The 19,882-nt window shown below is 64.2% G+C and carries 21 protein-coding genes; 14 read left to right on the top strand and 7 right to left on the bottom strand.

Annotated features, from left to right (window positions below; translation table 11 throughout):
• Positions 1-42: 42 nt before the first annotated feature.
• Positions 43-1,017: a transcriptional regulator GcvA gene (gcvA, locus tag NKI66_RS13675; RefSeq protein WP_352751915.1), complete on the bottom strand. Its 975-nt coding sequence runs from the start codon at positions 1,015-1,017 to the stop codon at positions 43-45.
• Positions 1,018-1,284: 267 nt separating this feature from the next.
• On the opposite strand from gcvA, the gene speB reads away from it, so the two are divergent.
• From speB to NKI66_RS13655, 4 genes are all read left to right on the top strand, one after another.
• The gene (gene speB / locus NKI66_RS13670) at positions 1,285-2,346 is read left to right on the top strand and encodes an agmatinase (RefSeq protein ID WP_352751913.1); all 1,062 of its coding nucleotides are present in this window, start codon (positions 1,285-1,287) and stop codon (positions 2,344-2,346) included.
• An 81-nt stretch (positions 2,347-2,427) separates the two neighbouring features.
• On the top strand, positions 2,428-3,234 hold the full coding sequence (locus NKI66_RS13665; RefSeq protein WP_352751911.1) for a transporter substrate-binding domain-containing protein: 807 nt from the start codon (positions 2,428-2,430) through the stop codon (positions 3,232-3,234).
• A gap of 6 nt (positions 3,235-3,240) precedes the next feature.
• Entirely contained in the window at positions 3,241-3,897 is a 657-nt protein-coding gene (locus NKI66_RS13660; protein ID WP_352751909.1) for an amino acid ABC transporter permease, read from the top strand.
• Positions 3,894-4,541 (top strand): amino acid ABC transporter permease, encoded by a 648-nt coding sequence (locus NKI66_RS13655; RefSeq protein ID WP_128304213.1) that lies wholly within the window; start codon positions 3,894-3,896, stop codon positions 4,539-4,541. The genes NKI66_RS13660 and NKI66_RS13655 overlap by 4 nt, the downstream gene beginning before the upstream one ends.
• A gap of 22 nt (positions 4,542-4,563) precedes the next feature.
• Here NKI66_RS13655 and NKI66_RS13650 read toward each other — a convergent pair whose 3' ends face one another.
• The 3 genes from NKI66_RS13650 to NKI66_RS13640 form a co-directional block, all read right to left on the bottom strand.
• Positions 4,564-5,379: an oxidoreductase gene (locus NKI66_RS13650; protein ID WP_352720824.1), complete on the bottom strand. Its 816-nt coding sequence runs from the start codon at positions 5,377-5,379 to the stop codon at positions 4,564-4,566.
• A gap of 106 nt (positions 5,380-5,485) precedes the next feature.
• Entirely contained in the window at positions 5,486-6,751 is a 1,266-nt protein-coding gene (gene fabF / locus NKI66_RS13645; protein ID WP_128304214.1) for a beta-ketoacyl-ACP synthase II, read from the bottom strand.
• Positions 6,752-6,795: 44 nt separating this feature from the next.
• Positions 6,796-7,374 (bottom strand): TetR/AcrR family transcriptional regulator, encoded by a 579-nt coding sequence (locus tag NKI66_RS13640; protein WP_023810721.1) that lies wholly within the window; start codon positions 7,372-7,374, stop codon positions 6,796-6,798.
• Positions 7,375-7,455: 81 nt separating this feature from the next.
• Between NKI66_RS13640 and NKI66_RS13635 the strand changes: the two genes are divergently transcribed.
• The 10 genes from NKI66_RS13635 to NKI66_RS13590 all read left to right on the top strand — a co-directional run bounded on the left by NKI66_RS13635 (position 7,456) and on the right by NKI66_RS13590 (position 15,957).
• The gene (locus NKI66_RS13635; protein WP_352751907.1) at positions 7,456-7,815 is read left to right on the top strand and encodes a hypothetical protein; all 360 of its coding nucleotides are present in this window, start codon (positions 7,456-7,458) and stop codon (positions 7,813-7,815) included.
• A gap of 80 nt (positions 7,816-7,895) precedes the next feature.
• Complete coding sequence (locus NKI66_RS13630; protein WP_352751905.1) at positions 7,896-8,354, top strand: nuclear transport factor 2 family protein; 459 nt, start codon at positions 7,896-7,898, stop codon at positions 8,352-8,354.
• Between the two features lie 334 nt (positions 8,355-8,688).
• A complete protein-coding gene (locus NKI66_RS13625) occupies positions 8,689-9,447 on the top strand; it encodes an ABC transporter ATP-binding protein (protein WP_245486190.1) in 759 nt (252 codons plus the stop codon).
• The gene (locus NKI66_RS13620) at positions 9,434-10,165 is read left to right on the top strand and encodes an ABC transporter ATP-binding protein (RefSeq protein ID WP_081734824.1); all 732 of its coding nucleotides are present in this window, start codon (positions 9,434-9,436) and stop codon (positions 10,163-10,165) included. Before NKI66_RS13625 ends, NKI66_RS13620 begins: the two co-directional genes overlap by 14 nt.
• On the top strand, positions 10,162-11,064 hold the full coding sequence (locus NKI66_RS13615; RefSeq protein ID WP_352751903.1) for a branched-chain amino acid ABC transporter permease: 903 nt from the start codon (positions 10,162-10,164) through the stop codon (positions 11,062-11,064). Before NKI66_RS13620 ends, NKI66_RS13615 begins: the two co-directional genes overlap by 4 nt.
• Positions 11,061-12,110 carry a branched-chain amino acid ABC transporter permease gene (locus NKI66_RS13610; protein WP_023810716.1) on the top strand — a complete coding sequence of 350 codons (1,050 nt, stop codon included), beginning with the start codon at positions 11,061-11,063 and terminating at the stop codon, positions 12,108-12,110. The genes NKI66_RS13615 and NKI66_RS13610 overlap by 4 nt, the downstream gene beginning before the upstream one ends.
• Positions 12,107-13,285: an ABC transporter substrate-binding protein gene (locus NKI66_RS13605; protein WP_352751901.1), complete on the top strand. Its 1,179-nt coding sequence runs from the start codon at positions 12,107-12,109 to the stop codon at positions 13,283-13,285. Before NKI66_RS13610 ends, NKI66_RS13605 begins: the two co-directional genes overlap by 4 nt.
• Before the next feature lie 2 nt (positions 13,286-13,287).
• A complete protein-coding gene (locus NKI66_RS13600; protein WP_023810714.1) occupies positions 13,288-14,046 on the top strand; it encodes a cyclase family protein in 759 nt (252 codons plus the stop codon).
• A 71-nt stretch (positions 14,047-14,117) separates the two neighbouring features.
• Complete coding sequence (locus NKI66_RS13595; protein WP_352751900.1) at positions 14,118-15,374, top strand: cysteine desulfurase-like protein; 1,257 nt, start codon at positions 14,118-14,120, stop codon at positions 15,372-15,374.
• A gap of 1 nt (position 15,375) precedes the next feature.
• On the top strand, positions 15,376-15,957 hold the full coding sequence (locus tag NKI66_RS13590) for a cupin domain-containing protein (RefSeq protein ID WP_023810712.1): 582 nt from the start codon (positions 15,376-15,378) through the stop codon (positions 15,955-15,957).
• Between the two features lie 86 nt (positions 15,958-16,043).
• On the opposite strand, the gene NKI66_RS13585 is transcribed toward NKI66_RS13590, so the two are convergent.
• From NKI66_RS13585 to NKI66_RS13575, 3 genes are all read right to left on the bottom strand, one after another.
• Positions 16,044-17,447 (bottom strand): MATE family efflux transporter, encoded by a 1,404-nt coding sequence (locus NKI66_RS13585; protein ID WP_023810711.1) that lies wholly within the window; start codon positions 17,445-17,447, stop codon positions 16,044-16,046.
• 166 nt (positions 17,448-17,613) lie between these two features.
• Entirely contained in the window at positions 17,614-19,200 is a 1,587-nt protein-coding gene (locus tag NKI66_RS13580) for an FGGY-family carbohydrate kinase (RefSeq protein WP_352751898.1), read from the bottom strand.
• Complete coding sequence (locus tag NKI66_RS13575) at positions 19,197-19,880, bottom strand: HAD family hydrolase (RefSeq protein WP_023810708.1); 684 nt, start codon at positions 19,878-19,880, stop codon at positions 19,197-19,199. Before NKI66_RS13575 ends, NKI66_RS13580 begins: the two co-directional genes overlap by 4 nt.
• Positions 19,881-19,882 lie beyond the last annotated feature (2 nt).

Genomic DNA, 19,882 nt, shown 5'->3' with positions numbered 1-19,882 from the left:
GACAAAAAGAGCTGCCTGCATGCGGCGGCGCGCAGCCTGGCATCAGCTTGCGGATTTGCCGCCCATCACCCTGAGCGCCGGACGCTTGCGGCGGCTGGCGATGCGACCGGCAACCGGGGCGTCGGCGCGCCCGTCATCCCCGGCCTTCTCGGCGAACAGCCAGTCGATGAACACCTGCACGATCGGTGTCGCCCGCATCTCGTTGCGGCAGACGACATAGAAATCGTCGACCGCCGGCACCGACAGGCTGAACGGCGCGACCAGCATGCCCCTGGCCAGCAGCGCGCTTGCCGTCACCGAGTCGCCCAGCGCCACGCCATGGCCGTGCACCGCCGCCTCGGTCGCCATGCGCGCATCGCCGAGGTGATGGCGGCGACCCCGCTCCAGGTCCAGCGCATCGGCCGCCGCCAGCCAGGTGTGCCATTCGCGGCCGTCGTCGCCATGCAGGAAGACATGGTCAGCGAGATCCCTGACGCTGCGGATCGGGCGGTTGTTGATCAAGGTAGGGCTGACCACGGGGAACAGTTCGAGGCCCGACCATTTGCGCATCCAGCAATCGGTCCAGCTGCCGTCGCCATAGTGCACGCAGACATCGATGTTGGGCGCCCGCAGATCCCTGGGGTCGTTCGAGGGGATAAGCGTCAGCCTTATGTCGGGATATTGCGCCATGAAACTGCCGAGCCGCGGTGTCATCCACAGCAACAGCAGCGCCGGCACGCAGGAGACTGAAAGTGTGCCGCTGCTCGCCGGCCTTGTCATGCGCTGCGTGGCGGCAGCGATGCTGTCGAAGGCGGCCGATACCGCCGGCAGCAGTTCAGCGCCATGCGGTGTCGGTTTGACCCGCTGGCCGACCCGCTCGAACAGCTTGACGCCGAGCGACTGCTCGAGCGCCTTGATCTGGTGGCTGATGGCGCCATGCGTGACGTTCAGCTCACTCGCCGCCTTGGTCAGCGAGCCATGCCGGGCCGTTGCCTCGAAGGCGCGCAGCGGATTGAGGGGCGGCAGGCGTTTGGCCATGGGCATCCATCGAAGCACGATCCCGAAAAGTGGAGGCCGGTTTTCGGATGAGATCGTGCTCAGGGTTGATTGTGAGATTTTCTCACAGAAAACACCTTAACAATATCAATTGATTTTTCAATGCCGCTGCCAGACACTTGAGCCCGGAACAGCTTCAAGACGTAAAATCTGCAGGCAGCCAGCGGGACGGCGACCCGGCCGGAAGACGGTCGGTCCGCCGGGTATCCCCAACGGTGGCACTGCATCAGCCCGGCAGGAGGAGCGGACATGGGATACGATCGCGGCAAGCTCGACGCGCTGCGTCGCAAATATGGCGAGAGCCATGGCGGCGAAATGTTCGACCCGAAGTTCCGCAAGGTCGCCGACAAGATCTTTTCCAAGAGCGGTACAAGGCTGGCGCCCTATTCCGGCATCCCGACCTTCCTCGCCGCGCCCTACCGCGAAATATCGGCCGACAATCCGGATTTCGGCGATTTGCAGGTGGCGATGATCGGCGTGCCGATGGATCTCGGCGTCACCAACCGGCCAGGCTCGCGCTTTGGGCCAAGGGCGCTGCGCGCCATCGAGCGCATCGGCCCCTACAATCACGTGCTGGAATGCGCCCCGACTCATGAACTTCGTGTCGCCGACATCGGCGACACGCCGTTCCGCAGCCGCTACCGGCTGGAGATCAGCCATGAGGATATCGAGCGCCGCACCAACCAGATCGTCGACGCCGGGGTCATTCCGCTGTCGATCGGCGGCGACCATTCGATCAGCCATCCGATCCTGAAGGCCGTCGGCAAGAAAGCTCCGGTCGGCCTGATCCATATCGACGCCCATTGCGACACCAGTGGCCTGTTCGACATGACCAAGTTCCACCATGGTGGACCGTTCCGCAACGCGGTGCTCGACGGCGTGCTCGATCCGACGCGCACCATCCAGATCGGCATCCGCGGCTCCGCCGAATATCTGTGGGAGTTCACCTACGAGTCCGGCATGACCGTGGTGCATGCCGAAGAGGTGACCGGTCTCGGCATTCCGGACATCCTCGAGAAGGCGCGCAGAATAGTCGGCGACGGTCCGACCTATGTCTCATTCGACATCGACAGCGTCGATCCGGCATTCGCGCCCGGCACCGGCACGCCTGAGGTCGGCGGGCTGACGATGCGCGAAGTGCTCGAACTGCTGCGCGGCCTCAAGGGCCTCAACATCGTCGGCGGCGACGTCGTCGAGGTGGCGCCGCAATACGACGCCACCACCAACACGGCGCATGCCGCCGCACAGGTGCTGTTCGAGATATTGAGCCTGATGGTGTTCAGCCCGGCAATCACGGGCAAGGGAGCCTGACGTTCAGAAAGCAAAGGCGGCCGCCGCGCTGGAGCCGGCGGTCGACTCCCAACAAACAAAGCTTCCAGACAGGGGAATGACATGACGATCCGCAAGACGTTTGCCTCCATCGCCGCCGTGCTGATGCTCGGCACGGCCGGCTTCGGCCTCTCGATTCAGGCCGCCAGCGCCGATGCGCTGGCTGATATCACCAAGGCCGGCGCCATCAATGTCGGCGTCTTCGCCGATTTCCCGCCCTTCTCCTCGGCCAGCGCCGACATGAGCCTCAAGGGCTATGACATGGACGTCGCGCAATACATTGCCGACACGCTCAAGGTGAAGCTCAATCCCGTCGCCGTCACCGGCCAGAACCGCATCCCGTATCTGAACGACCACCGCGTCGATATTCTGATGAGCGTAGGCTATTCGAAGGAACGCGAGCAGGTGATCGACTTCGCCGTTGCCTACGCGCCTTACTACATCGCCGTGATCGGTCCGGCGGCACTTTCGGTCAAGGGCAAGGAAGACCTCGCCGACAAGTCGATCGCCGTCAACCGCGGCACGCTGGAAGACACCTCGCTCACCGAGGCAGCCCCCGCCTCGGCCGACATCAAGCGCTTCGACAACTACAATTCGGTGATCCAGGCCTTCATCTCCGGCCAGACCCAGCTGATGGTCGTCGGCAACGATGTCGGCGCACAGGTGCTGGCCAAGCAGGACGCGCTGAAGCCGGAGCAGAAATTCCAGCTCCTGACCTCGCCTTCGCATATCGGCCTCAACAAGAACGAAGACAGCCTGAAGAAGGCGGTCAACGATGCCGTCGCCAAGATGCTGGCCGACGGCAAGCTGGACGAAAGCTCGAAAACCTGGCTGAAGACGCCGCTCAATCCCGACAACCTCAAGGACTGAGTTTCCGTGGCCTTTGCCTGGCTTCCGGGTGCTGTCGGCGATATCGCGCGCGGCGCGGCCACGACGATCCTGTTGATCGCCGTGACCACGCTCGCTGGAACGTTCATCAGCATCCTGGGTGCCGCGGGACGCCGCAACGGTCCCGTGCTGCTCAAGCGGGCGATCGCCTGGTATGTTGAAATCATCCGCAACACGCCGTTCCTGGTGCAGCTGTTCTTCATTTTCTTTGGACTGCCTAGCCTCGGCATCCGGCTCGACCCGATCCTGGCCGCCATGCTGGCGATGACGCTCAACATGGCGGCCTACACCATCGAGATCGTCGGCGCCGGGCTTGACGCCGTGCCTGGCGGGCAGACGGAAGCAGCGCTCGCATTGGGCTTGCGGCCACGCCAGGTCTTCATCAAGATCGTGCTGCCGCAGGCACTCAAGATCATCTATCCCGCCCTGACCAGCCAGATCGTCATCATGATGCTGGAGTCGGCCGTGGTGTCGCAGATCGCCGTGCGTGAACTGACCTACGAGGCCGATATGCTGCAGGCGCGCACCTTCCGCTCTTTCGAGACCTATTTCGTCGTGACGCTGGTCTATCTTGCTCTGTCGATGGCCTTGCGCCGGCTGCTGGTGTCAGGCGGACGCCGTGCGCTCGGAGCCGGCGTGTCATGATCGAGTTCACCTTCTGGGACATCGTACGCAACCTGCTGCTCGCCGCCCGCTGGACGGTGCTGCTATCGCTGGCCGCCTTCATCGGCGGCGGCATCGTCGGCCTGGTCGTGCTGTTCTTCAGGATCGCCAAGAACAAGTGGAGCAGGCGTGTTGCTTCCGGCTACATCGCCCTGTTCCAGGGAACGCCGCTCTTGATGCAGCTGTTCCTGATGTTCTTCGGCCTGCCGATGCTCGGCCTGCGCATCGAACCGTGGACGGCGGCGGCGCTCGGCCTCACCTTCTTCGCCAGCGCCTATCTCGCCGAGATCTGGCGCTCGGGCGTCGCGGCGCTACCCCTCGGCCAATGGGACGCCGGCGCCAGCCTTGGCCTGCACTATCTGCAGGAGCTGAGGCTGATCATCCTGCCGCAGGCCTTTTCGATCACCCGCGCACCCACCGTCGGCTTCCTGGTTCAGCTGATCAAATCGACCGCGCTGACCTCGATCATCGGCTTCGAGGAACTGGTGCGGACCTCCAACGCCATCAACAATGCGACCTTCGAACCGTTCAAGGTCTACGGGCTGGTGGCGCTGATCTTCTTCGTCATGTGCTTTCCGCTGACGCAATACGCCCGCAGGCTCGAGAAACAGGCGGCTGCTCGCTGACGCGCCAAGGCAGCGCTCGACTTCAGGCCGGCAGCCCAAGCTGCTTGCGCAGGCTCTTGTCGAATGCGGACGCGGGGACGAAACGGCGCAGGAAACTGACCTGGCGCGCCATTTTTCCCGCCGCATAGCGCTTCTTCGGCGCGGGATCTGTCGCCGCGGCCAAAACGGTGTTGGCGACCACTTCGGGCGCATCGCCTTTCTCCATCGATTTCCGCACGGATACAGTCATCCCGGCGCGCGCGGCGTCGTAGATTTCGAGCGACCGGTCGGGGGCGGCAAGATTGTCCTCGAATGCCGTTCGGGTATAGGCGGGCTCCACCAGCGAAACGCGGATGCCGAACGGGCGCAATTCGTGATCGAGCGACTCGGAATACCCCTCGATGGCATGTTTGGTCGCTGAGTAAAGCGCGAAATAGGGAGCGGGGATGAACCCCTGCACCGAACTCAAATTCACGATTCTGCCCTTCCCTTGGCTTCGCATTGCCGGCAGCACCGCGTTGGTCACGCGCAAGACGCCGAAGACGTTCACGTCGAACAGCGCCTTGGCCTGGGCGGTCGAGGACTCCTCCGCGCCGCCAAACAGGCCCATACCGGCATTGTTGACAAGCAGGTCGATGCGTCCGGCCTTGGCCAGAACGTCATCGACCATTGTCGCAACGGACGCGTCGTCGGTCACGTCGCAGGTCAGCATGGTCACGCCGGCGGATTGCTGGGAGGCCGTGCGACGGCTGGTTCCGAAGACGCGAAAGCCGGCGCCCAGCAAGGCGTCGGCGGTAGCGCGCCCGATGCCGGAAGATGCCCCTGTCACCAGAGCGACGCCAGGATTGGTCTTGTTCATGGAAATCATATCCTTCTTTGCGTTGGATTGGATTGGGAAAAGCATGAGGGGCCGGGGCAAAGGGCGTTGGTCATGACTGCGTCTGGCGCTCGCGTCTGGCCACAGGTTAGTTCCAGCGTCTGAACAGGGCGCTGGCATTCACGCCGCCAAAGCCGAAGCCATTGGAGATCGCGTACTCCATCTCCATCGGCCGGGGCGCGTTTGCGACGAAGTCGATTCCGTCGCCGGCCGGATCGGCCTCGCCCAGGTTGAGGGTTGGCGGAGCGACCTGATCCCTGAGCGCCAGGATTGCGAAGATCGCACCAAGCCCGCCGGCCGCTCCGAGCAAATGTCCGGTCGCCGATTTCGTCGCACTGACAGCTATCGCGAAATCGCGCCCGAACACGCTCTTGATCGCTTCGATCTCACCCAGGTCGCCGACTGACGTGGAGGTCGCATGCGCATTGAGATGACGAACCTCGCGTGGCGAAATCCCTGCCTGGGCAATCGCGATCTGCATGGCCCGGCGCGCGCCGTCGCCGTCCTCCGGCCCGGAGGTGACGTGGTGGGCATCCGCGGTCGTGCCGTAGCCGACGAACTCAGCCAGCGGCTTTGCGCCGCGCGCCAACGCGTGGTCCAACGCCTCGATGACCAGCACGCCGGCCCCTTCGCCCATGACGAAGCCGTCCCGCGATGTGTCGAAAGGGCGCGAGGCTTGAGCCGGCGCCCAATTAAAGCCGGTTGAAAGAGAGCGAGCCGCGGCGAACCCGCCGAGACTGACGGTGTTGATGCACGCTTCCGTTCCGCCGCACACGGCGATGTCGGCTTCGTTGGCGCGGATCAGGCGGGCGGCGTCGCCGATCGCCTGGATGCCCGCCGCGCATGCCGTCACCGGTGCGCCGAGTGGACCTTTGAAACCATGACGGATCGAGATGTGGCCCGCCGCGAGGTTCACCAGGAAGGACGGCACCGTAAAGGGAGACAGGCGGCGGGCGCCACGCAGGTCCACCGTGCGCACCGCCTCGGTGATGGCGGGGAACCCGCCGACTCCTGAAGCGATGATCGTGGCCGTGCGCAGGCGCTCCGTTTCCAGGGCAGGCTTCCATTGCGCCTGCGCAAGCGCCTCTTCCGCCGCCGCCAACGCAAACAGAATGAACCGGTCCACCTTGCGCTGATCCTTCGCGGACAGGACGGCATCGGCATCGAAACCAGCCTCCGGATCTTCGCCCAGGGAGGGAACCACGCCGCCAATCTTAACCGGCAGCTCTCCCACCACATCGTCCGGAAGCCTGCGAACGCCGGACCGGCCGGCAAGCAGGCGTGACCAGGACGCTTCGACATTGGCGGCCAGGGGCGTGACCGCTCCCATGCCCGTGACGACAATCCGTTGCATCTGCTCTCCTGTCCTTGGTGTGCCGGCGGCGCTGCTCGCGCCGTTCAAGTGGCGACTGCTTCGCGAACCTGATCGGCCGCCGCATCCAGAAAAGCCCGCGCAAGGTCGGGATCGTTGACGACCCGCGAGAGCACGACCGCGCCGACCATCGTCGAGAGAACGGCCATCGCCTTTTTTCCGGTCTTTTCGCTGTCGCCCTCGCCAACCCAACCGCCGAGCATCTCAAGGTACGCCTTGATGCCGTCTTCGAATGACGCCTTCACCTCGGCACCCTGCCTGGCTGCATCCGAACCGAGCGCAACGACCGGGCAGCCGTCCATCTTTTCCTCGCGATGGTCCATGCTGAGGTAGAATGAGATCACCCCGTAGAGCGGGTTCCCAGGATGTGCCGCGGTCGCGGCTGACCATTTGTGGGTGGCGCTTTCCATCGCCCGCCTGGACGCCAGCGCCGCCAAATCGTCCTTCGACTCGAATTGCTTGTAAAAGGCGCCCTGGGTCAGCCCGGCACCCTTCATCAGATCCTTGAGGCCGATGCCGTCAAAGCCGCGCTCCCGAAAAAGCCGGCTTGCCACATTGATCACGGTCTCGCGGTTTTCCGCGGCCTGAGTGCGACTCACACGCATCGTCATCTCCTTTTTTAGATTGCATTCGTAATCTATACCCTATATAGAGGGTGAACGCAATCTAAAAAAAGGACCAATGAGATGATCCGCAAAACGCTGAGCGCCTCGCTCCTGGCGGCGCTGTTTCTTGCAACCCCGGCTCTCGCCGAGGAAGCCACCATCGGACGCCCGATCGAAGGCGGCAGCCTGCACCAGGGACACCTGGACATGGTGGCCTACTACGTTCCGCGCGGCGACCTGCTTGAGGTCACCGCCACTTTCGCACCGAAGACCGGGGGTGATCCGCTGCGGTTCGTCATGGGCCTCGCCAACAGTGACGCCGTGGCGTTTTCCATACCGGGCCACCCGGGCTCGCTCTACGCCTTCTCAAGGTTCGGCAGCGAGGTGACGGTCTCGACCGAGACGGACATATCCCTGCGAGCCGATGCGACAACGCCCTGACCTGACGCAAGCCGCGGCCGCGATGCTGGCCGGGGCTCTCGCGTCCGGTCACGCCATCCCAATGAGCCTGGAGAGGTCACATGCTTTACAGCTATATTGTCGAGAAATCGATCCGGCAGAGCTTCGACGACGTCAACAACCATCGCTGGGACGCGGCGGTGAAGGCCATCGCGCCGCATGTCCATCACCGGGTTGGTGGCGCCCACGCGCTTGGTGGGGAGCGCCACGACAAGCAAGCCCTGCGCCGGTGGTTCGAGCGCCTCGGCCGTGTTCTGCCCACTCTCCATCTCACGGTCAACCACGTCTGGGTGAAGGGCTGGCCGTGGCAGACCACCGTGTTTGCCCAGTGGGATGGCACCGCAACCCTGCTCAACGGTGATACGTCCTACATCAACCGTGGTCTTCACGTGTTCACGCTACGGTGGGGCAGGGTTCATGCGCTCGAGGAGTTTTACGATTCACAGGCGGCGGCGCGCGGTCTCGCCGCCCAGGCCGCAGCCGGCCTCGAAGAAGCTGTCGCCGAACAGATAACAAGCTAGCTGAAGCGCGGTCCGAGGACGGCCAAGGTTTAAGGGCCGGTCGCGCTGATCTTTTTCGTCGCGTGCCTTCCGCCTGCGCAGTATGCGCGGAGGGTCGGGAAGCGAGCGCCGGCGCTGGACTGCAAGCCAGGAAACCCAGTGCGGGAGCGCAGCGCTGCATCGATGCCGGTGCTGTCGCGGCAACGGTCGAGCCGAGGCAGGCATATAGCTTTCCTGCTAGGAATAGGCCTTGACATCTTGCCGTTCGAATTGTCCATTTGATGCTTGACCGGGCCGAACGGGGCGGCGAGGGCGGACAGGGGCAAACCGGCGCGTGGATAGACAGTCGAGTCGAGTGCTGTTGAAGACGGTTGGGCTGACAAAAGCCTTTCGAGGGCTGGTTGCCCTGCGGGATCATTCCATCGAGCTGCACGAAGGTGAAATCGTTGGGGTAATCGGGCCGAATGGCTCGGGCAAGAGCACGCTTTTCAACCTGATCACCGGCTTCTCCCAGCCGAATTCCGGTAGCATCGAGATGGAGGGCCGTTCGATCGTCGGCCTGCGCACATCGCAGATCGTCGCGATGGGCATCGCCCGCACCTTCCAGGGTTCTCGCCTATTCGGCAGCCTCAGTGTCGCACAGAACGTGCTGACGGCGGCGCAGCTGCGCCATCCTGTCGGGCCCGCCGATACCGTGCTGCGCGGTCGGCGCTATCGCGAGCGGGTGGCCGCGACGCGGCAGCAGGCCGACGAACTCCTCGACCTCATGGGCCTGACAGATCAGGCCGGCAGGGTCGCCGCGGATCTTCCCTACGGCGATCAGCGGCGGCTGGAGATTGCGCGTGCGTTGGCGACCAGCCCGCAGCTGCTGCTGCTCGATGAGCCCGCAGCCGGGCTTGATTCCAACGAGACCAAGGTGTTGGCGGCGCTGATTCGGACGATCCGTGACCGCTACGGCGTAACGGTGGTCGTTGTCGAGCACGACATGGACCTGATCATGGCGCTGTGCGAACGCATCCAGGTGCTGGCGACCGGCGAGGTGATCTGCGTCGGAACACCGGAGCAGGTACGCGAACACCCGAAAGTGCGGGAGGCGTATCTTGGCCACGCCTAGCCCCGTTCTGCTCAGCGTCGAGAACCTCGAGGTCAATTTCGGCGCGGTGCGTGCGCTGAAGGGCATTTCGCTCGACGTCCATGCCGGCGAGGTGGTGGCGTTGGTGGGGGCCAACGGCGCCGGCAAGAGCACGACCTTGCGCACCATTTCCGGCCTGTCGCGGCCGCGCGGCGGCAAGATCATCTTCGATGGCAAGCCGATCGGAGGTATCGCTCCGTCGCGTATCGTAACTCTGGGCATCGCGCAGAGCCCGGAGGGCAGGCGCCTGTTCGGCGGCCTGACGGTGGCCGACAATCTGCGGCTCGGCGCCTGCACCCGCACCGACAAGGAGGCCATCGTCAGAGATAGCGAGCGCATGTTCATGCTGTTCCCGATTCTCAAGCAGCGGCTGAAGCAACTGGCCGGCACGCTGTCGGGCGGCGAACAGCAGCAGCTTGCTCTGGCGCGCGCGCTGATGGCGGCGCCGCGCCTGCTGCTGCTCGACGAGCCTTCGCTCGGCGTTGCGCCGCTGCTGGTGCGCCACATCTTCAGCGCGCTTGCCGAACTGAAGCGCCAGGGCATGACGATGCTGCTGGTGGAACAGAACATCACGCTGGCGCTGGACCTCGCCGACCGTGCCTATGTGCTGCGCACGGGTCAGGTGGCGCTGTCGGGCCGGTCCGCGGAACTGCGCGACAGCGAACGCGTGGCGCAGGCATATCTCGGGGCGGCAACATGACCCAGCTGGACTATATCCTGCAGCAGATCGTCAACGCGGTGAGCCTCGGCAGCCTCTACGCGCTGGTGGCGGTCGGCCTGTCGATCGTCTTCGGCGTCCTCAAGCTTACCAATTTCGCGCATGGCGACGTAATGATGGTGGGCGCCTTCGGGGTAGCTCTGCTGGTCGGGATCGGCGTTCCGTTCGCTGTCGCGGTGATCTGCGGCATCGCCGCGGCGGCCGTCGCGGGCTTCCTCATCGAACGCATCGCCTATCGTCCGATCCGCGACGCGCCCGACGTTGCGCGACTGCTCACCAGCCTCGCCGTCACCTACATCATCGAGAACGTCGGAATCCTGGTGTTCACCTCCTCGCCGCGCAATTTTCCACTCCCCGATATTCTCAACACCTCCTGGGAAATGTCGAACGGCGCCATCACCTTCACTAGCATCAATCTCCTGACCATCGCGCTGACCTTCGTGTCGCTGCTGCTCCTCGGCTGGTTCATCACGCGCACCACGACCGGGCTCGGCATGCGCGCCGCAGCCGAGGACATGTCGGCGGCACACCTTGTCGGACTCAACGTCAACCGGCTGATCATCGTCGCCTTCATCGTCGCATCCGCCTATGCCGGCCTTGCCGGCATTTTGTGGGCGGCACAGGCCGGCGTGGTGCAGCCGCAGATGGGCTTCACGCCGCTCCTGAAGGCTTTCGTGGCGGCGATCATCGGCGGCTTCGGGTCGATCGCGGGCGCCCTGGTGGGCGGCTACATATTGGGCGCGCTGGAGATCTTCATCGTCGCATTCCTGCCGAGCAGCGTCTCGTCCTATCGCGACGCAATCGTCTTTGCCGTGCTGATCGCCTTTCTCCTGGTGCGCCCGGGCGGGCTGCTCCAGCCAAACCGGGAGATAAAGCTGTGAGCCGGGAAGCGCGGATCACACTCCTCGTCCTCGTCGCCCTGGTGGCGGGAGCAGCTGTCGCTTTCGGTGCGCCGCACGTGCTGAGCGACTATTTCGTCCGGATTATCCTGCTGATCGCGCTGAATGCAATCCTGGTGCTGGCGCTGTCGCTGAGCAACGGTTTTACGGGCGTGTTTTCGCTCGGTCATGTCGGCTTCATCGGCGCCGGCGCGTATATATCGGGGATACTGTCGATTCCCGTACAGCAGAAGATGGCACTGCTGCCGCATCTGCCGGCGTTTCTGCATGCTTTCAGCCTCCCCTTCCTGCCGGCGACGCTGGTGGCAGGTCTTCTGACGGCGCTGCTTGCCGTGGTCGTCGGTTATCCCTTGATGCGCCTGTCGGGCTATTTCGTTTCGGTGGCGACGATGGGATTCTTGATTATCGTCAACGTGGTGCTGATCAATGCGTCGGATTTCACCCGAGGCGCCCGCACTTTCACCGGTGTGCCGCTGGAGACGACGTTGCCCTGGGTGATGGGTTGGCTCGCCATCACGGTGTTCGTTCTGGCGCGCCTGGTCTATTCGCCTTTCGGGCGCGCCATGAAGGCGGTGCGCGACGACACAATCGCGGCCAGCGCTGTCGGCATCGGCGTGTTGCGGACCAGACTGATCGCCTTCGTCATCGGCGCGTTCTTCTCAGGCGTCGGCGGGTCGCTCTACGCACATTATCTCGGCTCGTTTTCGCCGAACACCTTTTACTTCGCGCTGACCATGAGCCTGATCACAATGCTGGTGCTAGGCGGCATGGGCTCCCTGACCGGCGCGGTGGTTGGCGTCATCTGCGTTTCGCTGTTGTCGGAGGTCCTGCGCTCGGTCGAACGCGGCTTCACGATCGGCGATTTCGCGGTGCCGGCCCTGTTTGGCGCCAGCCAGATCGTGCTTGGCTTCATCTTCATTCTAGTCATGATCTTCCGGCCGAAGGGGATCATGGGGGACCGGGAACTTACGTTCGGATTAACCCAAAGATCGGCAACGGTGAACCAGACAGAGGAACGAAAACGATGATCAAACTCACTCGACGCGACACCATCGGCCTAGGACTGGGCGCATTCTTCGCGCTTGCCTCGGCCAGCACGGCACTTGCTGCCGACACGATCAAGATCGGCTATCCGGCAAACCTGACCGGCATTCAGGCCTCGCTCGACGGTCCGATGCTGAATGGCGCCAAGCTGGCGGCAAGCGAAATCAACGCCGCCGGCGGCGTGCTCGGCCAACAGATAGAACTGGTGATCTACGACTCCAAGAGCGATTCGACGACGATCTCGACCGTCGCCAGCCAGTTGATCGACAGCGACAAGGTCGTCGGCATCATCGGCTTCGCCGATTCCGATTCGGTGCTGGCCATCGGACCGCAGGTCCAGAAGGCGCAGATCCCGTTCATCACGCCCGGCGCGACCTCGCCGAAATTGCCGAGCCAGCTCGGCAACGAGATCTTCCTCGCCGCCTTCGGCGACAACGTTCAGGCTGCGGTTGGCGCGGAATTTGCGCTGAACAAGCTGAACGGCAAGACCGCCTACCTGCTGACCGACATCGGCACCGAATACACAACGCTGCTGTCGGACTACTTCGTCACCGCCTACGAGCATGGCGGGGGCAAGATCTTGGAGCGCGACACCTACAAGATCGGCGACAAGACCTTTACCGCGCAGATCGCCAAACTGAAGGCGCTGTCACCGCAGCCCGACTTCGTCTATGCCTCGTCTAATGCCGAGGAAATCGGCCTGATCTTGAAGCAGATGCGCCAGGCCGGCATCAACCTGCCGGTGGTCGGCGGCGACGGTTACGACACGCCCTTGCTGATCCAGGTCGGCGGCGACGCGGCCAAGGACACCTACTTCACCACCCATGCCTATATCGGTGAGGGCGCCACCCCGAAGGTGCAGGCCTTCATCGACGCCTACACCAAGTCGGCCGGCAATGCCCCGGAGAACGCGTTCGCTGCGCTCGGCTACGATTCGGTCAAGCTGATGGCCGACGCGATCAAGCGTGCCGGTGCGCCGGATCCGGCCAAGATCCGTGACGCGCTGGCCGCTACGTCCGGGCTCGACGGCGTGACCGGAACGATCACCTACCGCCCGGGCATTTCGGTGCCGGACAAATCGGTCTCGGTCATCGGTGTCAAGGACGGCAAGCTTGTCCTTGCAAGTGAAGCGGCACCGACCTTCGTCGCGGAGCCGTGATCTTGTCGACTCCGGGTTCGCTTTGGGACATCTACAGGTCGCGGCTCTCCGCCGCGACCTTCACCGACCTGACGCATGCGTTTCATCCGGGCCAGCCGCACTTCCCGGCCTTCCCGGACGAGGAGCGCCGTGCGTTGCTCGATTTTTCGAAGGGCGACGCCTTCCAGGTCCACCACTACGCCTTCGTCGGACAGTGGGGCACCCATGTCGATCCGCCGGTGCACTTCATCGACGGCGGCCGCTCGATCGACCAACTGTCGGTGGCGGAGATGCTTCTGCCGTTGGTCATCCTCGACATCAGCGACAGGGTCGCCGCCGATCCCGACGCGACGCCGACGCTCGACGACATTTCCGCCTGGGAGACACGGAACGGCCGTATCCCGGAAAAGTGTTTTGTCGCGCTTCGCACCGGGTGGTGGCCGCGCTGGCCAGACCCCGTGGCGTTTCAGAACAAGTCGGCCGACGGTATCTCGCATGCGCCGGGCTGGTCGAAGCCGGTGCTGGAGGAACTTTTGGAACGCCGCGGTGTCGCTGCCATCGGGCACGAGGGCATGGACACCGATCCCGGCCGCGCCACTTCCGCGGGTGACGCAAGCCTGGAATACTATGTGCTGTCCCGCGACTGCTGGCAGATCGAGCTCCTGGCCAATCTCGACAAGGTGCCTGACGCCGGCGCGTTGATAATGGCAAGCTGGCCAAAGCCAAAGGCCGGATCCGGCTTCCCGGCTCGCGCTGTCGCCATCCATGAAGCGGCCGGCTGAACGCGTGAAACCGCAGCTGGCGGCGTCTAGGGGCCGCCACACAACGATCACCAGACACACGGAATTCAGACATGGATATAGACACAGTCCGCGATGCTTTTCCGGCGATGGCGAGAGGTGCCGAGCCGAAGAAGCGGATTTTCTTCGACAATCCCGCGGGAACCCAGATGGCGAGCCGTTCGATCGAGCGCATGACGCGTGCCATGATCGAGACCAACGCCAATCTTGGTGGCTATTTCGAAACCTCACTCGCGGCCCAGGCGATGGTCGACGACGCGCATCAGGCGATGGCCGATTTCTTCAATGCCGCGGACCGGCGTGAGGTGGTGTTCGGCCAGAACATGACGACGCTGACTTTCGCCGTCTCGCGCGCCATCGGCCGCGATCTGAACGCCGGCGACGCCATCGTGTTGACGCGCATGGATCATGACGCCAACGTCGCACCCTGGCTGATGCTGGCGGAGGATCGCGGGCTTGAGGTACGCTGGATCGACCTCGATCCAAAAACGTTCGAACTCGACCTGTCGACGCTGGAGGCCACTATCGACGAGGAGGTCAAGCTGGTCGCCGTCGGCTATGCCAGCAACGTTACCGGCACGATCAACGACGTGAAGCGGATCGCGCAGCGCGCACGCGCGGTCGGGGCGCTGAGCTATATCGACGCGGTGCAGTTCGCGCCGCATGGAGTGATCGACGTCCAGGAGATTGGCTGTGATTTCCTGGTTTGCTCGGCCTACAAATTTTTCGGACCGCATCACGGGGTGTTGTGGGGCCGGTTCGATCTGCTGCAGGCGCTGACCGCCTACAAGGTGCGCGCGGCTTCGAACACGCCACCTGGAAAATTCGAGACGGGGACGACAAGCCGCGAGGCGCTTGCCGGGGTGCTTGGCGCCGTCGAGCACTATGCCTGGCTCGGACAGTCCTTCGGCAACGGCCACCCGCAGGCGACGCGGCGCGAGCGCATCGTCGCCGGCATTGAAGTCGCCGACCGTTATGAGCGTGTCCTGACAGCACGGCTGATTGCCGGATTGTCCAGAATTGATGGCGTCTTGGTCCAGGGTATAACCGATGTGGCGGCGCTGGCGCGCCGGGTGCCTACCGTGTCGATCACCGTTGACGGAACCGATCCCGCCGATATCGCCAAGGCGATGGCAAAGGAAGGCATCTATCTCTGGCATGGCCACAATTACGGTTTGGAGCCAATCAAGCGGCTGGGGCTTGCGGACCGCAACGGCGTCGTCCGCATCGGGCTGGCCCATTATAACACCGAGGCGGAAGTCGATTTTCTGTTGGCGAAGCTGGCGGACTGGATGAAGACGCGGACCTGACATGCGCGACAGAAACGGAACCCCGAGGATCGGCGTCAAGCTGCGCCATGCCAGACAGGTGCTTGGCCTCAGCCTGGAAGAGCTCGGCGCCCGCATCGGGCTGACAGAGGGTTATCTCTCGAAGATCGAAAACGACCGCGCGACGCCCTCGATGGCGGCTCTGCACCGGCTGGTGCAGGCGCTGGGCATCAACATGAACGCTATGTTCGGCACGCTGCAGCACAATGCCTCGGAAGTGTTCGTGTTGCGGCAAAACGAGCGTCCGCACATGGAGACGGGACATCGGCGCTCGGGCAACCATGTCGTGCTCGAGCAATTGGTGCCATCCGGTCCGGAATATCTGCTGCAGATCAATGTCCACGTGATCGAGGCCGGCGGCGGCAGCCTCGAGTTGATCAGCCACAAGGGACAGGAATTCGGCTACGTGCTCGAAGGTTCCGTCGAGTTGCTGGTCGAGACGAACGTGGTGGCGCTCGAGGCAGGCGACGCGTTTTATTTCAACTCCGAACTCGGCCACGGCTACCGCAATATCGGTTCGACCACGGTCCGTATCCTCTGGGTCAACACGCCGCCGACATTCTGACCGCCTCTATCGCGGAGTTGTGAAGGCGTTGTTCAATGAGCCAACGCCCACAGGACAACAGCCGCCGGGCCATCGGCCGTTCTGTTTCAATGCCCGAACGCGAGCGGCGGCGCCAACCGGTCGCGCCGCAGCCAGCGCGCCAGCAGCAGCGCGGCCACCACGGCCAGCCCCGTCGACAGGCCGATCCAGATGCCGACGCCATGCAGGCCGAAATGGAAGGCGAGCAGCACGCCGAGCGGCAGGCCGACGCCCCAATAGCCGATCGCGGCATAGATCATCGGCACCTTGGTGTCATGCAGGCCGCGCAGCATGCCGGCGGCCACCGCCTGGGCGCCGTCGAAGACCTGGAACAGCGCCGCGAAGACCAGGAACGACACGGCAAGTTCGATCACCCTGGCATTGGCCGGATTGCCCAGATCGATGAAGGCGCTGATCAGCGGATGCGGCCACAGGATCATCACCAGCCCCATCAGCGCCATGAACGAGACGCCGATGACAAAGGCGGTCCAGCCGGCGCGCGAGACGCCTTCCGGATTGCCGGCGCCGTGCGCAAGGCCGACGCGCACCGTCACCGCCTGGTTGAGGCCGAGCGGCACCATGAAGGAGATCGAGGCGATCTGGATGGCGATCGCGTGCGCGGCCAGGGAATCCGCGTCGATCAGGCCCATCAGCAGGGCCGCCGCATTGAAGATCGTCACCTCGAAGGCGAGGATGCCGGCAATCGGCAGGCCGAGCCGCAACAGGCCCTTGAAGCGCGGCCAGTCGGCGCGCCAGAAACGGCCGAACAGACGGTAGCGGCGGAACTTCTTCTCCAGCATCACCACGGCAGCCATGCCGATGAACATCAGCGCTGAGGACAGCGAGGTGGCAAGGCCCGACCCGGCAATGCCCATTGCCGGCACGCCGAGATTGCCGAACATGAACACCCAGTTGAAGAAGACGTTGCAGGCGACGGCGACGAAGACGATGACCAGCGCCCAGCCCGGCCGTTCCAGCGCCGAGATGAACGAGCGCAGCACGATATAGAAGTAGAAGGGCAGCACCGCCCATTCGAGCCAGCGCAGATAGATGCCGGCCTGATGGGCCAGAACCGGGTCCTGGCCCATGGCCAATAGAATGCCCTCGCCGTGCCAAAGCACGAGCCAGATCGGGATCGAGATCAGGATCGCCAGCCACAGGCCCTGGCGCACGGTGCGGCGCAGGTCGCGCACCGAATAGCGGCGGCGGCCGAGCTCGGTAGCGATCATCGGCGAGGTCGCCAGCATCAGGCCGAGGCCGAAGATCAGCGGCATGAAATAAAGGTTGGCGCCAAGCGCGCCGCTGGCCAGCGTATCCGGGCCCAGACGACCCATCATCATTACGTCGGTGGCCGTCATCGCGGTCTGGCCGAGATTGGTCAGCACCATCGGCCAGGCGAGCGCCAGCGTCGCCCTGATTTCCTGACGCCAAAGATTTTCCGGCGCGCGAGCGCCGGCTTCGATCGCAGACATTGTTCCGCTCTTTCCAGCTACGGCACGTCGGCCAGAGCCGGAAGCCGCATGTCAAACGGCAAAACCTTCGGTTTCGCCGCGTTTGCGTCAGCTTCTGGACGAAACGCGACATGAAGGCAAGAGAGGAGGGACGGGAACGGATTGAGCCAGCGACCGGCCCGATGCTCTAGCGGATCGCGTCCAGCATCCGGCGCTGGCGGTGCATCTCGAGGAAAACCTTGTAGTCGCGCTCGAAACGCCCTGATGATTTCGGGTTCGACGGGCGCGTCCTGCCGCCTTGCTGCATGGCAAGACAGGCGGCGTTGAGGTCGGGAAACAGCCCGGCAGCGGTGGCGGCGATCATGCCGGTGCCGAGCAGCACCGCCTCGTCGGCCAGCGGCTCGATCACCGTGCAGCCGGTGGCGTCGGCGTAGAGTTCCATCAGCAGCGGGTTCTTGGTGTGGCCGCCGGTGACGTGCAGCGTGTCGATCAGATAGCCGTTCTCGTTCAGTGCCTCCAGCACGTGGCGCACGCCGAGCGCGATGCCGACGGCGGTGCGCCAATAGAGCTTGCACAGGCTGTCGAAGGAGGAATCCAGCGTCAGCCCGCTGACGACGCCGACGGCATGCGGATCGGCGAGCGGTGAGCGGTTGCCATGAAAGTCGGGCAGCACATGCAGCCTTGCGGCGAGGCTGTCGCCCTCGATGGCGCGCAGCTCGGCGACACGCCTGGCGATCTTCGCATGCATGGCGGCATCCGGCTCGCCGCCGGCGCCGTGCCAGCGGATGATGTGGTCGAGCAGGGCGCCGGTCGCCGACTGGCCGCCTTCCGACAGCCACAGCCTGGGCAGCGCCGCGCCGTAATACGGCCCCCAGACGCCGGCGAAAGGCTGCGGATCCGGTGACATCGCCATGACGCAGCTCGACGTGCCGGCGATCAGCGCCAAATGCCGGCCGATGTCCTGTTCGTCGCCGGCAAAGCCGCCGAGCACGCCAAGCGCGCCGGCATAGGCATCGATGACGCCGGAGCCCACCCGGCATTTCTCGCTCAGCCCAAGCTCGGCCGCCGCTTGCGCCGTCAATCGACCGATATCGGCGCCGACGGGACTGGCCTTTTCCGGCAGGCTGCCGTGCTCGAAAAGATCGCCGAGGCCGACGAGCTCGAAGAAGTCGCGCCGCCAGCCTGTCTCCTCATGCGCCAGATAGGTCCATTTGGCGGTCAGCGTGCATTGCGAGCGGGCCAGCGAACCCGTCGCTTGCCAGGTCAGGAAATCGGTCAGGTCGAATAAATAGCCGGCTTCATTCCACGTGCCCGGCAAATTGCGCTTCAGCCACATCAGTTTCGGCGTCGCCATTTCCGGCGACATGACGCCGCCGATGTAATTCAGCACGGCGTGGCCGCTTGCCGTGCATTCGTCGGCCTCGGCGATGGCGCGGTGGTCGAGCCAGACGACGGTGTCCCAGCGCTTGTCGCCCGTGACCGAGACACTGAGCTGGCTGCCTTGCCGGTCGCGCACCACCAGCGAACAGGTGGCATCGAAGGAGATGCCGACAATGTCCTCAGGCTCGACACCGGCTTTTTCGCGGGCAGCGCGCACGGCGGTGCAGACGGCCGACCAGATATCGCGCGAATCATGCTCGGCGTGATCGGGCTTCGGCTGGTTCATGGCGATCGGCCGCTCGGCGCGGCCGAGCAAGGTGCCACTGGTGTCGAGAATGCCCGCGCGAGCGCTCCCGGTGCCGACATCGACCGCGCAAACGAACTGTTTCGTCAAGATGCTCTGTCTCTCGCTCCCAAGCCTGCAATCAGATCGGGCAATTGCAGCATGTCAGCGAATATAAAGTCCGGTTCACTCGACGCAAGCCGCGCTTTCAAGGCGGGATTGCCGGCATGCGATCCGCCGGTGAAGGCGAGCACGCGCATCCCTGCCGCCCGCGCAGCAGCGATGCCGGCCGGGCTGTCCTCGATGACGAGGCATTTGCGCGGATGAGCCCGCATGCTGGCGGCGGCATGCAGGAACAGATCCGGCGCCGGCTTTCCCTTGGCCACCATGGTGGCACTGAACAGATGCGGCTCCATCAGCCCAAGCAATCCGGTGACGTCGAGCGCGTAGCGGATGCGGTCGAGCGTGCCTGAGGACGCGACACAGTACGGCAGCCCAAGCTTGGGCAGCATCTTCCTGACGCCGGCGATCGGCTTCAGCTCCTCGCGGAATTTGCGCATCAATTCGACGCGCATCTCGGTCAGGTGCAGGTCGGTGATATCGAGCCCGAAGTCGCGGCCGAGGATCTCGCGCACGCTTTTCATGCTCTTGCCGAGGAAATGCTCGTAGGCGGCGTCCTCACTGACGCTGCCGCCGGCAAGTTTGACCATGCCAAGCAGCGCCGAGACGGAGAGCGCCTCGCTGTCGACCAGCACGCCATCACAGTCGAAGATGACCAGCTCAGGCGTCATGA

The organism is Mesorhizobium sp. M0518, from assembly GCF_040321125.1.
Taxonomy (GTDB): domain Bacteria; phylum Pseudomonadota; class Alphaproteobacteria; order Rhizobiales; family Rhizobiaceae; genus Mesorhizobium.
Note: the sequence above shows the minus strand (reverse complement) of the source record. Positions and strands in the feature narration are given on the sequence as shown.

Excerpts from the sequence above, each read along its gene's own strand:
- gcvA (WP_352751915.1), bottom strand. The coding sequence starts at position 1,017 with ATGGCCAAACGCCTGCCGCCCCTCAATCCGCTGCGCGCCTTCGAGGCA.
- speB (WP_352751913.1), top strand. The coding sequence starts at position 1,285 with ATGGGATACGATCGCGGCAAGCTCGACGCGCTGCGTCGCAAATATGGC.
- NKI66_RS13665 (WP_352751911.1), top strand. The coding sequence starts at position 2,428 with ATGACGATCCGCAAGACGTTTGCCTCCATCGCCGCCGTGCTGATGCTC.
- NKI66_RS13655 (WP_128304213.1), top strand. The coding sequence starts at position 3,894 with ATGATCGAGTTCACCTTCTGGGACATCGTACGCAACCTGCTGCTCGCC.
- NKI66_RS13650 (WP_352720824.1), bottom strand. The coding sequence starts at position 5,379 with ATGAACAAGACCAATCCTGGCGTCGCTCTGGTGACAGGGGCATCTTCC.
- fabF (WP_128304214.1), bottom strand. The coding sequence starts at position 6,751 with ATGCAACGGATTGTCGTCACGGGCATGGGAGCGGTCACGCCCCTGGCC.
- NKI66_RS13640 (WP_023810721.1), bottom strand. The coding sequence starts at position 7,374 with ATGCGTGTGAGTCGCACTCAGGCCGCGGAAAACCGCGAGACCGTGATC.
- NKI66_RS13635 (WP_352751907.1), top strand. The coding sequence starts at position 7,456 with ATGATCCGCAAAACGCTGAGCGCCTCGCTCCTGGCGGCGCTGTTTCTT.
- NKI66_RS13630 (WP_352751905.1), top strand. The coding sequence starts at position 7,896 with ATGCTTTACAGCTATATTGTCGAGAAATCGATCCGGCAGAGCTTCGAC.
- NKI66_RS13615 (WP_352751903.1), top strand. The coding sequence starts at position 10,162 with ATGACCCAGCTGGACTATATCCTGCAGCAGATCGTCAACGCGGTGAGC.
- NKI66_RS13605 (WP_352751901.1), top strand. The coding sequence starts at position 12,107 with ATGATCAAACTCACTCGACGCGACACCATCGGCCTAGGACTGGGCGCA.
- NKI66_RS13595 (WP_352751900.1), top strand. The coding sequence starts at position 14,118 with ATGGATATAGACACAGTCCGCGATGCTTTTCCGGCGATGGCGAGAGGT.
- NKI66_RS13590 (WP_023810712.1), top strand. The coding sequence starts at position 15,376 with ATGCGCGACAGAAACGGAACCCCGAGGATCGGCGTCAAGCTGCGCCAT.
- NKI66_RS13585 (WP_023810711.1), bottom strand. The coding sequence starts at position 17,447 with ATGTCTGCGATCGAAGCCGGCGCTCGCGCGCCGGAAAATCTTTGGCGT.
- NKI66_RS13575 (WP_023810708.1), bottom strand. The coding sequence starts at position 19,880 with ATGACGCCTGAGCTGGTCATCTTCGACTGTGATGGCGTGCTGGTCGAC.